This is a genomic window from Pseudoalteromonas sp. DY56-GL79 (assembly GCF_041414765.1).
Lineage (GTDB): Bacteria > Pseudomonadota > Gammaproteobacteria > Enterobacterales > Alteromonadaceae > Pseudoalteromonas > Pseudoalteromonas piscicida.
In genome coordinates this window covers 12,675-27,108 of the sequence record NZ_JANHZS010000019.1, presented here as the reverse complement: position 1 = coordinate 27,108, position 14,434 = coordinate 12,675, and the positions used below count along the sequence as shown (strand labels likewise).

General features: G+C 42.8%; 15 protein-coding genes. 6 read left to right on the top strand and 9 right to left on the bottom strand.

Going from position 1 to position 14,434, the window contains the following annotated elements; translation table 11 throughout:
* Positions 1-19: 19 nt before the first annotated feature.
* The gene (glnS, locus tag NO992_RS14615) at positions 20-1,684 is read right to left on the bottom strand and encodes a glutamine--tRNA ligase (RefSeq protein ID WP_371378369.1); all 1,665 of its coding nucleotides are present in this window, start codon (positions 1,682-1,684) and stop codon (positions 20-22) included.
* 248 nt (positions 1,685-1,932) lie between these two features.
* Between glnS and NO992_RS14610 the strand changes: the two genes are divergently transcribed.
* A complete protein-coding gene (locus NO992_RS14610) occupies positions 1,933-3,003 on the top strand; it encodes a DUF3083 family protein (RefSeq protein ID WP_371378366.1) in 1,071 nt (356 codons plus the stop codon).
* A gap of 44 nt (positions 3,004-3,047) precedes the next feature.
* On the opposite strand, the gene NO992_RS14605 is transcribed toward NO992_RS14610, so the two are convergent.
* The 4 genes from NO992_RS14605 to NO992_RS14590 form a co-directional block, all read right to left on the bottom strand.
* Positions 3,048-3,902 carry a pirin family protein gene (locus tag NO992_RS14605; protein ID WP_305776176.1) on the bottom strand — a complete coding sequence of 285 codons (855 nt, stop codon included), beginning with the start codon at positions 3,900-3,902 and terminating at the stop codon, positions 3,048-3,050.
* 92 nt (positions 3,903-3,994) lie between these two features.
* Positions 3,995-4,402 (bottom strand): fosfomycin resistance glutathione transferase, encoded by a 408-nt coding sequence (gene fos, locus NO992_RS14600; RefSeq protein ID WP_371378363.1) that lies wholly within the window; start codon positions 4,400-4,402, stop codon positions 3,995-3,997.
* A 113-nt stretch (positions 4,403-4,515) separates the two neighbouring features.
* A complete protein-coding gene (locus NO992_RS14595) occupies positions 4,516-5,442 on the bottom strand; it encodes an electron transfer flavoprotein subunit alpha/FixB family protein (RefSeq protein ID WP_371378360.1) in 927 nt (308 codons plus the stop codon).
* Positions 5,439-6,191 carry an electron transfer flavoprotein subunit beta/FixA family protein gene (locus NO992_RS14590; RefSeq protein WP_371378357.1) on the bottom strand — a complete coding sequence of 251 codons (753 nt, stop codon included), beginning with the start codon at positions 6,189-6,191 and terminating at the stop codon, positions 5,439-5,441. The genes NO992_RS14595 and NO992_RS14590 overlap by 4 nt, the downstream gene beginning before the upstream one ends.
* Positions 6,192-6,367: 176 nt before the next feature.
* Here NO992_RS14590 and NO992_RS14585 point away from each other — a divergent pair, with 176 nt between their 5' ends.
* Both NO992_RS14585 and NO992_RS14580 read left to right on the top strand, forming a co-directional pair.
* Positions 6,368-8,017: an electron transfer flavoprotein-ubiquinone oxidoreductase gene (locus NO992_RS14585; protein ID WP_371378354.1), complete on the top strand. Its 1,650-nt coding sequence runs from the start codon at positions 6,368-6,370 to the stop codon at positions 8,015-8,017.
* A gap of 83 nt (positions 8,018-8,100) precedes the next feature.
* A complete protein-coding gene (locus tag NO992_RS14580) occupies positions 8,101-8,580 on the top strand; it encodes an acyl-CoA thioesterase (protein WP_010372647.1) in 480 nt (159 codons plus the stop codon).
* 41 nt (positions 8,581-8,621) lie between these two features.
* On the opposite strand, the gene NO992_RS14575 is transcribed toward NO992_RS14580, so the two are convergent.
* The 3 genes from NO992_RS14575 to NO992_RS14565 form a co-directional block, all read right to left on the bottom strand.
* Positions 8,622-9,671, bottom strand: coding sequence for an energy transducer TonB (locus NO992_RS14575; RefSeq protein ID WP_371378351.1), 1,050 nt, complete (start codon positions 9,669-9,671; stop codon positions 8,622-8,624).
* A 258-nt stretch (positions 9,672-9,929) separates the two neighbouring features.
* Positions 9,930-10,217, bottom strand: a complete 288-nt coding sequence (locus NO992_RS14570) for a hypothetical protein (RefSeq protein ID WP_010372642.1) — start codon at positions 10,215-10,217, stop codon at positions 9,930-9,932.
* Entirely contained in the window at positions 10,217-10,399 is a 183-nt protein-coding gene (locus NO992_RS14565) for a hypothetical protein (protein ID WP_010372639.1), read from the bottom strand. Before NO992_RS14565 ends, NO992_RS14570 begins: the two co-directional genes overlap by 1 nt.
* A gap of 156 nt (positions 10,400-10,555) precedes the next feature.
* Between NO992_RS14565 and tsaA the strand changes: the two genes are divergently transcribed.
* From tsaA to NO992_RS14550, 3 genes are all read left to right on the top strand, one after another.
* Positions 10,556-11,263: a tRNA (N6-threonylcarbamoyladenosine(37)-N6)-methyltransferase TrmO gene (gene tsaA / locus NO992_RS14560; protein WP_371378347.1), complete on the top strand. Its 708-nt coding sequence runs from the start codon at positions 10,556-10,558 to the stop codon at positions 11,261-11,263.
* 131 nt (positions 11,264-11,394) lie between these two features.
* Positions 11,395-13,122, top strand: a complete 1,728-nt coding sequence (locus NO992_RS14555; protein ID WP_371378344.1) for a proline--tRNA ligase — start codon at positions 11,395-11,397, stop codon at positions 13,120-13,122.
* A 130-nt stretch (positions 13,123-13,252) separates the two neighbouring features.
* Complete coding sequence (locus tag NO992_RS14550) at positions 13,253-14,053, top strand: UDP-2,3-diacylglucosamine diphosphatase (protein WP_371378341.1); 801 nt, start codon at positions 13,253-13,255, stop codon at positions 14,051-14,053.
* A gap of 32 nt (positions 14,054-14,085) precedes the next feature.
* Here the strand turns inward: NO992_RS14550 and NO992_RS14545 are convergent, their stop codons facing one another.
* Positions 14,086-14,379 carry a hypothetical protein gene (locus NO992_RS14545; protein WP_305776177.1) on the bottom strand — a complete coding sequence of 98 codons (294 nt, stop codon included), beginning with the start codon at positions 14,377-14,379 and terminating at the stop codon, positions 14,086-14,088.
* Between the last annotated feature and the right edge of the window lie 55 nt (positions 14,380-14,434).

The window sequence follows — 14,434 nt, the reverse complement described above, 5'->3', positions numbered from 1 at the left end:
TAGTCGACCTCATTGGGTATTAACCTTGCTGTTCTATCTTAGCCCACGAATCACGTAGACCAACAGTTTGGTTAAACATTAGCACTTCTGACTTGTTATCACGACAGAAGTAACCCAAACGCTCAAACTGATAACCTTGCTCAGGCTTAGCGTTTGCAAGCGCTGGCTCAAGTTTGGCATTCGCAATAGTTACCAAAGAGTCTGGGTTTAACACTTCCGTGAAATCTTCAGCAGCCGCTGGGTTTGGCACAGTAAATAGGCGGTCATACTGACGTACTGGCGCTTCAATACAATGTGAAGCCGATACCCAGTGAATTACGCCTTTCACCTTACGACCATCTTCTGGGTTTTTACCCAAAGTATCAGGGTCGTAACTACAGTAGATTGTCGTAATATTACCGTTTTCGTCTTCTTCAATGCGCTCAGCTTTAATCACATAAGCATTACGAAGACGCACTTCTTTACCTAGCACCAAACGTTTGAATTTTTTGTTCGCTTCTACGCGGAAATCTTCTTGTTCAATGTAGACTTCGCGCGTAAACGGTAGCTCACGCTCGCCCATGTCTAATGTTGGGTGATTAGGCGCTTGCAGCATTTCAACTTTATCTGCATCAAAGTTTTCAATGACTAGCTTAACAGGGTCAAGTACTGCCATTGCGCGTGGTGCATTTTCGTTTAAGTCGTCACGGATACACGCTTCAAGCATGCCCATTTCAACCATGTTGTCCATTTTGGTTACACCAATGCGCTTACAAAATTCGCGAATTGCAGCTGGTGTATAACCTCGACGACGAAGGCCTGCAATTGTCGGCATGCGCGGGTCATCCCACCCTTCAACATGGTTATTAACAACTAAGTCGTTGAGCTTACGCTTCGACATCACTGTGTATTCAAGATTTAAACGAGAAAACTCGATTTGCTGTGGATGACACTCGATGCTGATGTTATCTAGCACCCAGTCGTACAAACGGCGGTTATCTTGGAACTCTAATGTACAAAGTGAATGCGTGATCCCTTCAAGCGCATCGGAAATACAATGCGTAAAGTCATACATCGGATAGATGCACCACTTATCACCAGTTTGATGATGGTGTGCAAAACGTACACGATAGATAATAGGGTCGCGAAGCACCATAAATGAGCTTGCCATGTCAATCTTAGCGCGAAGTACACATTCCCCTTCTTTGAACTCGCCATTTCTCATTTTTTCGAATAAGGCTAAGTTCTCTTCAGGTGAAGTGTCACGATAAGGGCTATTTTTGCCAGGTTCAGTCAGCGTGCCACGATATTCACGCGCCTGCTCAGGCGACAGGAAGCAAACGTACGCTTTGCCATTTTCGATTAGCTCAACTGCGTAGTTATAGAGCTTGTCAAAGTAGTTTGATGAGTAGCAAATTTCGCCATCCCATTCAAAACCTAACCACTGTACGTCTTCTTGGATCGACTTAACGTAGTTGATGTCTTCTTTTTCTGGGTTGGTATCGTCAAAGCGTAAGTTGCATTTACCTTGATAATCTTGGGCAATACCAAAATTTAAGCAAATTGATTTAGCATGGCCAATGTGTAAAAAGCCATTTGGCTCAGGTGGAAAACGTGTGTGCGTAGACGCATGTTTGCCACTGGCAAGATCCGCATCAATAATGTTGCGAATAAAGTTTGATGGGCGATTTTCAGTTTCCGCCATAGGAAATCTTTCCTCTGAATTATGCTCTTAGTTAACCTCGGCATTATTACAAAAACTCAGCCGAACTTACAGCAATTATCTGCGCTGTATCAGGATTTATTCATTCGGTTAAATATTCATCAGGTTTTTGTGACAAATTTTGTTCTAGCGCAATATTTCCGTCACAACTTCATCCTATAGTTGCGCCATCTCAGTGTTTATACCACAAACACTGCTTAAGTCACGTTACCGAGGAAAGGACAAAAGTAATGGCTTCAATGAATTTGAATCGTGTTTATATATCAACTAAGGCTAGGAACAATCACTATATTCTTGCTGAGTTTAAACCGGATGATGCATTCTATGCATGTTTTGACTCCAGCAGCGCGTGTTACGAGCGTTTGTCTCGTCAGCTATTCGCACTGTGTGACGAATATGAGCTGCATAATGTACATGTAATTGCGAACGATAAATTGCCGGTGGTGCGTTACCATGACGAAGCCTATACCATGCAAACAGAAAAGCAGATTTTGTTTTTCTATAATCCTAAGTTCCACGAAGCGCACCAAACTTATCTCAATGACGGATACCAAGCGCGTAAAATCCGCTTATTATTTTTAGCCACGGGAAATGAATTACGCGCCAATGCAGCGACCTTTCACAGCAAAGTGAAAAAGGTGCTTGATGCACTTAAAGAAGGCTTTTCTCCGCTAGAGCCTCAGTTTAGAGTGCGAGACCATCAACATTTAACCTATGACCTATTTGCCAAAGCGAAAGGCGACAAAGAGTCGTATGGCTATAAGTTGCGTGCACTTTACCCACGTTATCAAGCCAGAAACTGCACGTTACCAGAAGAATATAGCGAAATGACTTATGCGACCTTTAACATTCCAGTGTCACGTGCAATAAAAACAGAGTTCCAAAGCCAAATGCGCCCTGGTGATTACGGACAATTCTATCGCACAATAGAAGATGCATTTCTTTCTTCTTGCGCCGATAAACAGCTCAATATGGTAGCAATGGTAGCCGATGGCCGTCTGCCTATCGTCAGAAGCGCCAAAATCGATAAGTCCGATACTAACCGAGAGCTACAAAAGCTGAGTTTTGATACTGGCTCCGGTGACAATCAAATTTACTCACTGTTTAACGAAGCAAACCTAGTGGACACCATTCGCTTTGTCATCGTTGCCAATGACAAAGACAAAAAAGACATGGGCTATGGTCGTTTTATGAATCACGTAGAAACGGCTATCAAACGCTTTGTTGCGCAACTTCCTGTTAATGTTGAAAAGCAAGACATCAACGTACGCTTCTTCCAGCATATTAGTTACGACTATTAATAGATAAAAGAGAGCATGTTCTATTTGGGTGTACTTTTATCACCCTAAGGCAAAGGAATATGCTCCAATTTATCACCGGGGATCTTATCGAACTTGCCCTCTCGCCAATCTTGCTTCGCTTGTTCAATACGGGGTTTACTAAAAGAAACAAAGTTCCAATCAATATAAGGGACTTTTTTAAACGCCTCTCCACCAAGCAATACCACTCTGCTATTCTCATTGAAATGTAATTGCGCGTCGTCGTCTTCAAGTAATACAAATGAGCCTGCACTATATAAGTTATTCGACACCACCACTTCGCCGTAAATCACATATACGCCAACCTCTTGTGTCTGATCAGGCCTTTCAATATGTCCGCCAGCTTTTGCCATCACATCAACATAAAACATAGGTGAAAATGTTGGTACAGGAGAATGCAAGCCATACGCACTGCCGATAATGACCCTAGCCATCACCCCTTCTAGTTGCCTAGTCGGCAAGTCAAAACGGTTTATATGTGAGAAACTGGGTTCAACGTCAGCATTTTCTTCCGGTAGCGCCACCCAGCATTGCAAACCATGAATAGTATGTGATTGCCCTTTGGTTTCAAACGATTCTCTCTCCGAGTGTACAATGCCGCTCCCTGCCACCATCCAATTTACATCCCCTGGGTGGATCTCAAGTTGATTACCAAGAGAGTCACGATGGAGCAAGTTACCTTCAAACAAATAAGTCAGAGTTGCAAGCCCAATATGTGGATGTGGCCTTACATCGATCCCATCACCAGCACTGAAGTTACCGGGGCCCATTTGATCAAAAAAGATAAAAGGACCTACCATACGTTTCGCACGCTGCGGAAGTACGCGGTTTACTGAAAGACCACCGATGTCATGTGCTTTGCCATTTAGTTGAATTGCCATTACTTTGCTCCATCATGTTTTGTTTTATTATGGAGCTCAGTAACCAGAAGTAAAATGCGCAATTAAAGATACAAGCATTCTAGAAAATAGAATCACACCGCTTTGTACCAAGTGAGGCCTGAATACGGTTGCTGCTGCAAACTTTTTAACCGACTTTGCAAACTACCACTATGGATCTCGAGTTTGTGATGATCGGGGTCATAAATATAGAGCGAGTCTCCTTCGCTGCTATTTTGCTGCCATAAGCCAATCCCGTTTTCCAATATTGTTTTAGAAAAAGTTGTAAAGTCTTCGGCAGCAACACTAAACGCTATATGGCTGTAATCTGAGCTTGGAGATACCTCACCTAAAGATAAGCAAAGCCATATCTCACCAAGCGTTAAATATGCCCCTTTGTCCCAAGTTACCCAAAGCTCGAACCCTAGCAAGCCGCAGTAAAAATCAAGTGAGGTGTTTAAGTTAGATACTGCTATTGTGATGTGATTTAAGCCTGATAACATATTTATTCCTACCGTTTTTTATCCCAGACACGAAAAAAGCCGCGACCAAAGGTACAACGGCTTTAACAACCAGAATTATTTTTCTTGATGTAGGCTAGCTACAAAAAGAAGCGTTACAGTGCCTGTTCAAGCTCTGGTAACGCATCAAATAGGTCTGCAACAAGGCCATAATCAGCCACTTGGAAAATGGGAGCTTCTGGGTCTTTGTTGATAGCGACAATGACCTTAGAATCTTTCATACCTGCAAGATGTTGAATAGCGCCGCTGATCCCAACTGCAATATATAAGTTAGGCGCCACAATCTTACCGGTTTGGCCCACCTGCATATCGTTAGGCACAAAGCCCGCGTCAACAGCAGCACGCGACGCACCAATTGCGGCCCCTAGTTTGTCAGCAATACCATTTAGCAAGGCAAAGTTTTCACCGTTTTGCATACCACGGCCACCTGAAATAACAACCGGTGCGGCAGTTAATTCAGGGCGCTCAGATTCAGTTTGTTCAATGCTCACAAACTCACTCACTTGAGAGGCAATACTTTGCGAGCGATCCTCAATGTCACATGCTGCCTGAGTCTCTACGGCATCAAATGCTGATGCACGCACAGTGATAACTTTTTGTGAGTCTAATGATTTTACAGTCGCAATTGCATTACCAGCATAAATTGGACGCTTAAAGGTGTCTGCATCAATCACATCGATAATTTCTGAGATCTGTGATTTGTCGAGTAACGCCGCGACACGTGGCGCGATATTTTTACCTGTGGTAGACGCTGAAAACAAAATGTGTGAAAAGTCACGTGCTAATTCAACAACTAGCTCAGATGTGTTTTCTGCCAATTGATGTTCGAATGAAGCATCGTCAACCGCGACCACCTTTTGTACGCCAGCGATCTGAGCAGCGTGATTGGCAGCCTCAGCAATGTTGTGACCTGCAACTAATACGGTAATGTCGCTTGCGATTTTTGTTGCAGCAGCAACCACCTTAGCGGTTTCAGGTTTCAATACACCATTTTCGTGCTCAGCAATAACTAATACGCTCATGAGATCACCTTTGCTTCTGTTTTTAACTTGTTTACTAACTCTTCAACGCTCTCAACCATCACGCCACCAGAGCGCTTAGCTGGCTCTTCCACTTTCACCAATTCAATACGAGGAGCTAAATCAACGCCTAACGAATCCGCTGCGATTACATCTAGTGGTTTACGCTTAGCTTTCATGATATTTGGCAATGAAGCATAACGAGGTTCATTTAAACGCAAGTCTGTTGTCACGACAGCTGGAAGTGATAGCGATACCGTCTGCAAACCGCCATCAACTTCACGCGTCACTTGCACTTTATCGCCTTCAACTACAACTTTAGAGGCAAAAGTGCCCTGAGCACGTTTAGTTAACGCCGCTAGCATTTGTCCTGTTTGGTTATTATCAGAATCGATAGACTGTTTACCTAGAATGACCAGCTCTGGACTTTCTTGTTCCACTACCTTAGCCAGTAGTTTTGCAATGTGCAGAGATTCAAGCTTAGCGTCTGTTTCAATGTGAACTGCTTTATCTGCACCCAGTGCAAGCGCAGTTCTTAGCTGCTCTTGACAAGCTTTATCGCCAATTGATACGGCAATAACTTCCGTTGCTGTGCCCGCTTCTTTTAAACGAACCGCCTCTTCTACTGCGATTTCACAAAATGGGTTGATCGCCATTTTAACATTGCTCAAATCAACATCACTGTTGTCAGATTTGACTCTTGCCTTTACGTTGTAATCAATCACGCGTTTGATTGGCACAAGTACTTTCATGGTTACTCCATCATCTGGTTATTCTCTAAGCTGACGTCTACGTCAACAAATTATTTTATTGGTTTCAGACTACTTCCTGTTGACGTAAACGTCAACCTCAAATAACCTTAGTTTAACGAAAATCAAACTAAAGCCTCTCTTTAGTTAATCTACCGTCAAATAGTGTGAGGTTAATAATGGTCGAACGCGAAACCATGGAGTTTGATGTTGTGATAGTTGGTGCAGGTCCTGCGGGCCTGTCTTGCGCTATCCGACTCGCTCAACAGGCTCAAGAAAAACAACAAGAATTAATGATCTGTGTAGTCGAAAAAGGCTCAGAAGTAGGTGCACATATTTTGTCTGGTGCAGTATTTGAAACCAAAGCACTAGACGAACTTATCCCTGATTGGGCTGCAAAAGGCGCTCCTGTGACAACGAAAGTGACGGGTGACGACATTTATTTATTCAAAAATGAAACCAATGCCACCAAACTGCCTCATCTAGTGGTACCAAAAACATTTAAAAATGACGGCAACTATATTGTTTCCATGGGGAATGTTTGTCGTTGGCTCGCTGAACAAGCAGAGCAACTTGGCGTAGAAATTTTCCCAGGCTTTAGCGCCCACTCTCTAATTGTTGAAGAGCAACAAGTTAAAGGTATTATTACCGGTGATATGGGCTTAGATAGAGATGGCCAACCTAAAGACAGCTACATGCCTGGAATGGAGCTTAGAGCGAAATATACCGTATTTGCTGAAGGTTGCCGTGGCCACTTAGGCAAACAACTTATAGCTGAATTTAAACTGGATAAAGACGCTTCTCCTCAACACTATGGCATCGGCTTTAAGGAAATTTGGCAAGTAGACCCAAGCAAGCATAAAGAAGGTCTTGTTGTACACGGCACAGGCTGGCCGCTCGACAATGATACCCATGGCGGCTCATTTATGTATCACGCTGAAAACAATCAAGTCGTGGTCGGGTTAATCATCGACTTAAATTACACTAACCCACACCTAAGCCCATTTGATGAGTTTCAGCGTATGAAGCATCACCACACCTTTGCGAGTGTACTGGAAGGTGGTGAGCGCATTGCCTATGGTGCTCGAGCAATCGCCAAAGGTGGCTTTCACAGCCTACCTAAAATGCATTTCCCAGGTGGTTTACTGATTGGCTGTGACGCAGGTACCCTCAACTTTGCCAAAATTAAAGGCAACCATACAGCAATGAAGTCCGGTATGCTTGCAGCCGATGCCATCATTGAGGCATTAGACCAAGAAAGCGCTCCGTTAGACTTGGTAAGCTTTGCCGACAAATTTAAGGCAAGCTGGCTTTATGATGAGCTTTATCAATCTCGCAACTTTGGCCCAGCAATGCATAAGTTAGGTCGTATTATGGGTGGCGCCTACAATATGATCGACCAAAACATTTTCTCAGGTTCGCTACCATTTACCATTAAGGACGAACATCAGGATCACGCACAGCTTAAGCTTGCATCTGAGTCGCAAACTATAAGTTACCCAAAGCCGGATGGTAAATTAAGTTTTGACAAACTTTCTTCCGTATTTTTATCGAATACTAACCATGAAGAAGTGCAACCATGTCATTTACAGTTAAAAGATTCTGATATACCAATCAAAGTGAATTTAGCTAAGTTTGATGAGCCTGCACAGCGCTACTGCCCCGCAGGCGTGTATGAAGTAAACGAAAACGAGCAAGGTGAGAAGCTGTTTGTCATCAATTCGCAAAACTGTATTCATTGCAAAACCTGCGATATTAAAGATCCGAGCCAAAATATTACCTGGGTCACACCAGAAGGGGCTGGTGGTCCGAACTATCCAAACATGTAATACCAATAAATCCTAAATTGCTGGGGCGAAATGCCCCTTTCTTTCCTATACTTAGCGTATATTTTTAAAATAGAGTTGAGTCTATGCCACAACAATCCGTCACCTTTCGATTTTTAGCAGAGCCCACCGACGTCAACTTTGGCGGTAAAGTACACGGTGGTATGGTCATGAAATGGATTGATCAAGCTGGGTATGCTTGCGCCGCGGGTTGGAGCGGTAGCTACTGCGTTACCGTTTCAGTAGCGGGCATGCGCTTCCACCGCCCTATTCTTGTGGGTCAGATTGTTGAAGTTTCCGCGCGCATTGCCCATACCGGAAATACCAGTATGCAGATTTTTATTCAGGTGCGCTGTGGCGACCCAAAAACGCAGCGACTTGTCGAAACCAATCACTGTATTATCAGCTTTATCGCCATGGACCAAGCTGGGTATCCAATTCAAATTCCTCAGTTTAAAGCGAAAACCGAAGAGGAGAAAAAATTGGAAGCCTATGCGGTGAAAATGAAGGAAATAGCGATCCAGACCGAATCGCTATTAGAAGAAACTTTGTCCGATAGTAAATAACATGAAGGTCTGATAACAAAAATTAAAGTATAGAAGTTCAGCTACGATTGAACTTCTATCAGTTTAAAGGAGCTATTCGGCTCACCAAAAACCACGACATTACACTCACCCCAACTTTTCGGTATATTCCACTGCATATTTTCGGCAAATTTAAATTGTGAAAACTGGTTATCACATCGTACTTCAAGAGTATGAAGTGCGCCTGAAACCTCAGCGATAGCGAAATTGGGTCTGGCTAATGTGTGTGTCCAGACATCATCATTTTTGATTTCAGCGGCAATAACAAGCATCTTGTTCTTATCCGCTATCAAAGCAACGATTTCATCTATGACAGGTTGCACTGCTGACTTATAAGTGTCTTGTCCATCTAACTCCATTAGTTTTTTATGGTTTTTCAGCGCTCCTTTATATTCCTGCAGCTGAGTTTGGAGCTTAATTGCATTGATAAGGGCGTTGGCGTAGAGTTCAGATTTAACGATATCCTTGCCGTGCCAGATGATCCCTCTATGCGCCTCAAGTTCTTGTCTAGGTTCAGCTGTTAGTTGAAAGTATCGCGCTTTTACTAAGTTAAAATAGGCTTCTTCATATCGATTCCAACGACCTTTTTTTGCCAGTTTATCAATATGTTCTTTAGCTTCTATTAGCTTACTTTCGTCAAGGAGGTTATTGATGTTGCGATAACTTCTCACAAAACCTCGCGATGCTCCTTCTTCCGCATCTGACATATTGAATGAAAACATCACACTATTTTTGCACTGTTTAATCGGCTTACCATCTTTTGTTGCTGGAGAATATTGCCAACGTTTGATTGCTCGCAGTGCAGCGCGTTCGAAGCCTTTCTGTCCAGATGAATTCTCCACTATCGGAGACGCCACCGAACCATCCTCATTGATGATATAACTCAGCGTAACCCAGCCTTCCCCGCCGACTAACGCAACATTACGTGGATACTGAGGAGCAACTCTTTCAACAGCCGATGCATTTACGATTGTAGATAAATGTATGTTTGGCTCGCTTTTCGCAAATGCGCCTGTTGTGAGTGAAACGAATAAAACAGAGGTCATTAAAGTAGATTTAATAAAATTTTCCATATCAAATTGTCCGTTATTGGTAGCAGCTAAAATATAGCACAGACTTTATATTCGCGACAACGACCCTAAAATAGGGACCTTGTTTTTATTTACAATCTAGCGCTGATAAGAGCCGTATGTCCTTTGAAAAACGCGTGCCTTGCTGGCCTGCACTTTAATGTAAGCTAGATAATGTATTGGCCGTAGAGCCTATGGAAACTGAAACTAAAGATAAAAAATCATTCGGGGATATTGATAGATTTGGCTAGTTAAGCCGCGCTAAAGCAAGTTCCTTGCTAATGTAAATATGGCTTTTTCACTTGCAGCGAGCGCGTCGCGTTTACTTAAGTTGCCTTCTTTTAATAATTGTAAGCTTACTTTTTCCGCTTCTTGACTGAGTAGTACATCCATTTTAGTTGGACTTACCGCCCCTTCTGTTAAATCATTAATTATTGCTTGCAACGCTGCTCTACGCTCAGATATCGCGCGGATCAAAATAGGTTTTAAAGGGGATGATTTACAGAGCGCTTCTTGACAGCTTTGGTCAACCTTTCTATGAAACTCCATTATTTACATTCATCTCTTTTCAGGCGATTAAATGCTTGTAATTTTTCTCGTAAGCCTTGAATTGGTTTAATGTCTTCGACCAATTGCTTGTACTCGTATGCTCTAGTGCCAATGATTTGTTCGTTATCTGTGCGTAAACTCGAACGTAAGCTATTTTGTGCCGAAAAAGTATACCGATTCATGTTGCGACTTCCACCAATATTCCATTATTTACAAGGTTATGCGAAAAATCTGAATAAATGAATTACATGGCATTACAGGGCTGATTGCGAGCAGGATTTTGTGAAAGTCGGGATCAATAGTAAACTTCACTCATCTTAATTCAGACAGAGACCGTAGTGGAACAGATCACTATTGAGCCCATCGGCTTTATCCAATCTCCTTATAAACAGAAGTTCGCTATCCCGAGACAACCAAGGCTTGTCCCAGAGGCAAAAGCCAAGCTTAGATTTGTTGGTGAATTCAATCGCGAAGAATTTGTTCGTGGTATTGAAGCGTTCACGCATATTTGGTTATTGTTTCGCTTTCATGAAACCGCTGATAAGGGTTACTCTGCACTTGTACGTCCTCCGAGACTCGGTGGCAATGAACGTAAAGGCGTGTTTGCGACTAGAGCGACTTTTCGACCCAACGGGATTGGCATGAGTGCAGTAAAGCTTGAGGGCGTAGAATATAAAAATGGTCAGCTGGATCTGTTGCTCTCCGGCGTGGATTTATTGGACGGTACACCAATCATTGACATTAAGCCGTACCTTCCCTATTCAGATGCCTTGGTGGATGCCACAGCTGGCTTTGCTGATACTCGGCCAGAAACGCAAATGTCTGTTAGTTTCTCAGACGAGGCTATTGTTTTTATTGAAAAACAAAAAAGCTATCCTGAACTTCAGCAATTCATTGCTAATGTACTGAAGCAAGATCCTCGTCCAGCTTATAAAAAGAAACGCACATCACAGCAGGGCTATGGTATGAGTTTGTATGATTTTAATATCCGCTGGACAGTAGATGGTGAGCATAACCATGTCACTGAAATTTCGTTAGCAAAATAGCAAACTCAGCGGCTTGCCAATAAACTTATAAATTATGAAGATGTTTAGGTATTAAAGCTTTTTAAGCGGCTACTGCACTGCTAGAATAGCCGCCAATAAGAGAACAATAAGTAACTTATACTGGAATAAGAATGCGTACGAGTGAATATATATTAGCGACTCTAAAAGAGACGCCGTCTGATGCAGAGGTGGTAAGCCACCAGCTAATGCTTAGAGCGGGTATGATCCGTAAATTGGCTTCAGGTCTTTATACTTGGCTACCATCAGGTCTAAAAGTTTTCCGCAAAGTAGAGAGAATTGTCCGTGAAGAAATGGACAAAGCGGGAGCGATTGAGCTGCTAATGCCAGTGATCCAGCCTGCAGAGCTATGGGAAGAGTCAGGCCGTTGGGAACAGTTTGGTCCTGAACTACTTCGTATTAATGACCGTCATGGCCGTCCATTTGCACTTGGTCCAACGCATGAAGAAGTGATCACTGATCTTGTACGTCGCGAAATCAACAGCTATAAGCAACTGCCGATCACACTTTATCAAGTCAGTACGAAAGTACGTGACGAAGTTCGTCCACGTTTTGGTGTGATGCGCGCACGTGAATTTACCATGAAAGATGCCTATTCATTCCATATGACTGATGAGTGTCTTGAAAAAACGTATCACAAGATGTTCCAAGCTTACTGTAACATTTTTGATCGTTTAGGCGTTGACTACCGTCCTGTTATTGCTGACAGTGGTTCAATTGGCGGTAACCTATCGCATGAGTTCCATGTACTTGCAGAATCTGGTGAAGATGCAATCGCATTCAGTGATGAAAGTGACTACGCTGCAAACATTGAAAAGGCAGAAGCACTTGCACCAACTGAAGCTCGCCCAGCGCCAAGTAAAGAACTTAATACGTTTGACACACCTGAAGCTTTCACCATCGCTGAGCTAAAAGCAAAACATGGCGTTAAACCACACCGTGGTGTGAAAACACTCATCGTGTATGGCACACCAGACGAAGACGGTAAACGTGCTCTTGTCGCGCTTATCGTTCGTGGCGATCATGACTTAAATGAGCTGAAAGCTGAGAAATTAGCACTAGTGGATTCACCGCTAGAGATGGCGAGTGAAGAAGACATTGTTAACGCTATTGGTGCAAAACCTGGCTCTTTGGGGCCTGTTGGTCTTTCAATGCCTGTTATTGTCGATCGCAGCGCAGCTATCATGGCTGATTTTGTTGCCGGTGCAAACAAAGATGGTGTTCATTACAGTGGGATCAACTGGGACAGAGACGTAAGCACTTATACAGTTGAAGATATCCGTAACGTGGTTGAAGGCGACCCAAGCCCTTGTGGTAAAGGTAAAATCCTTATCAAACGTGGTATCGAAGTAGGTCACGTGTTCCAACTTGGTACTAAGTACTCTGAAGCAATGAAAGCTGGTGTACTTGGCGAAGAAGGGAAAAACCAAACATTAACCATGGGTTGTTATGGTATTGGCGTTTCTCGTATCGTTGCCGCAGCAATCGAGCAAAATAACGATGATTACGGTATTAAATGGCCTGTTGCTATTGCGCCATTTGAGTTGGCAATCGTGCCAATGAATATGCATAAGTCTCACCGTATTCCAGAGATCGCAGAAAAGTTCTATGCAGATCTACAAAATGCAGGAATTGATGTGTTATTTGACGACCGTAAAGAGCGTCCGGGCGTTATGTTTAACGATATGGAACTTATCGGTATTCCATACACCCTAGTGATTGGTGAGCGTAACCTTGATGAAAATAAGGTTGAGCTGAAAAATCGTCAAACTGGCGAAAAACTGATGCTGGATATTGGATCTGCGGTTGAAACAATCGTTAATGCAATTAAAAGCAAATAAGCCTACGTAAATTGTATAATAAAAGAGCATACAGATGTATGCTCTTTTGTCATATTAGCTTCTCCTAACTGCCCCGCCACTGTCATCTTTGCCTCTTAGCATTGTCATTATTACGCTAAAGAGCCAAGCCATGAAAACAACATACTATCCGAGTATTTGGATCTCAGACGTACACTTGGGCTACAAGGACTGTAAAGCGAAGTTCTTGCTAGATTTTCTCAACAAAACTGAATGTGATGTACTCTATCTGGTTGGTGATATCGTTGATCTATGGTCAATGAAACGCCAGTTTTTTTGGGATCCATCCCACTATCAGGTATTAGAATGCATACAAAAAAAAGCGGGATCTGGTACACGCGTTATCTACATACCGGGTAATCACGACGAAACCTTCAGAAACTACGTAGGACAAACGCTTTTTAAAGTCGAAGTGCATAAAACCTTTATTCATACCACTTCCGCAGGTAAGCGGTTTTTATTACTACACGGTGATGATTTTGACTCGGCAACAAGATATAACAAACTGATCAGTATCATTGGTGATGCCGCTTATGATTTTCTACTCTTCTTAAATCGCTGGACCAATCGCGTACGACGTTTATATGGTGGTCATTATTGGTCGCTTGCATCTTGGCTGAAAAAACGCGTGCATAAAGCCAGAGAGGCTATTGCCGCATTCGAAAACGCAGCAATTCATGAAGCGAAGAAGCAAGGTGTCGACGGCATTATCTGCGGGCATATCCACCAACCGGAGATCCGTGTCGTAGATGGTATTGTGTACTGTAATGATGGTGATTGGATAGAAAACTGCACGGCACTGGTTGAAAACCAAGAAGGTCGTATTGAATTGCTGCATTGGTCAGATGTTCAATCCGTCCTCAACGTAGTTGAAATTGACGATATTAAAACCGACAATGTTGAAGCCGCTTAGTCAGCGGCTTCATTTCTTCAAGTATCAGCTAGTCACTCTTCTTTTAATAGCTTATGCAGTAAATCGATGCGTTTATTGATACGCTTGTTTTGCACGTACGACTCTGCGCTTACGCTCATCATTAAAATCAAAAAGATGTATAAAACGGGTTGTTCAATAATTTCTGGGTAGCGATAAGTTAAAAATACGACTGCCGTTAGCATCGCGATGCTCTGGTAGAATCGTCGCTTATTATTAGGCCTCAGCGAATTAAACTCTTTTAGTATCGCTTCTTTTCGCGACATATCCTCAAACAGCACCTGAGGACAATCCTGATTTTTCTTCATATATAGTACTTTCACTTATTTTTAGCGAAGTTATATTCGAAATAAACAATCGCCG

Coding starts and splice junctions, on each gene's coding strand:
- glnS (WP_371378369.1), bottom strand. CDS start 1,684: ATGGCGGAAACTGAAAATCGCCCATCAAACTTTATTCGCAACATTATT.
- NO992_RS14610 (WP_371378366.1), top strand. CDS start 1,933: ATGGCTTCAATGAATTTGAATCGTGTTTATATATCAACTAAGGCTAGG.
- NO992_RS14605 (WP_305776176.1), bottom strand. CDS start 3,902: ATGGCAATTCAACTAAATGGCAAAGCACATGACATCGGTGGTCTTTCA.
- fos (WP_371378363.1), bottom strand. CDS start 4,402: ATGTTATCAGGCTTAAATCACATCACAATAGCAGTATCTAACTTAAAC.
- NO992_RS14595 (WP_371378360.1), bottom strand. CDS start 5,442: ATGAGCGTATTAGTTATTGCTGAGCACGAAAATGGTGTATTGAAACCT.
- NO992_RS14590 (WP_371378357.1), bottom strand. CDS start 6,191: ATGAAAGTACTTGTGCCAATCAAACGCGTGATTGATTACAACGTAAAG.
- NO992_RS14585 (WP_371378354.1), top strand. CDS start 6,368: ATGGTCGAACGCGAAACCATGGAGTTTGATGTTGTGATAGTTGGTGCA.
- NO992_RS14580 (WP_010372647.1), top strand. CDS start 8,101: ATGCCACAACAATCCGTCACCTTTCGATTTTTAGCAGAGCCCACCGAC.
- NO992_RS14575 (WP_371378351.1), bottom strand. CDS start 9,671: ATGGAAAATTTTATTAAATCTACTTTAATGACCTCTGTTTTATTCGTT.
- NO992_RS14570 (WP_010372642.1), bottom strand. CDS start 10,217: ATGGAGTTTCATAGAAAGGTTGACCAAAGCTGTCAAGAAGCGCTCTGT.
- NO992_RS14565 (WP_010372639.1), bottom strand. CDS start 10,399: ATGAATCGGTATACTTTTTCGGCACAAAATAGCTTACGTTCGAGTTTA.
- NO992_RS14555 (WP_371378344.1), top strand. CDS start 11,395: ATGCGTACGAGTGAATATATATTAGCGACTCTAAAAGAGACGCCGTCT.
- NO992_RS14550 (WP_371378341.1), top strand. CDS start 13,253: ATGAAAACAACATACTATCCGAGTATTTGGATCTCAGACGTACACTTG.
- NO992_RS14545 (WP_305776177.1), bottom strand. CDS start 14,379: ATGAAGAAAAATCAGGATTGTCCTCAGGTGCTGTTTGAGGATATGTCG.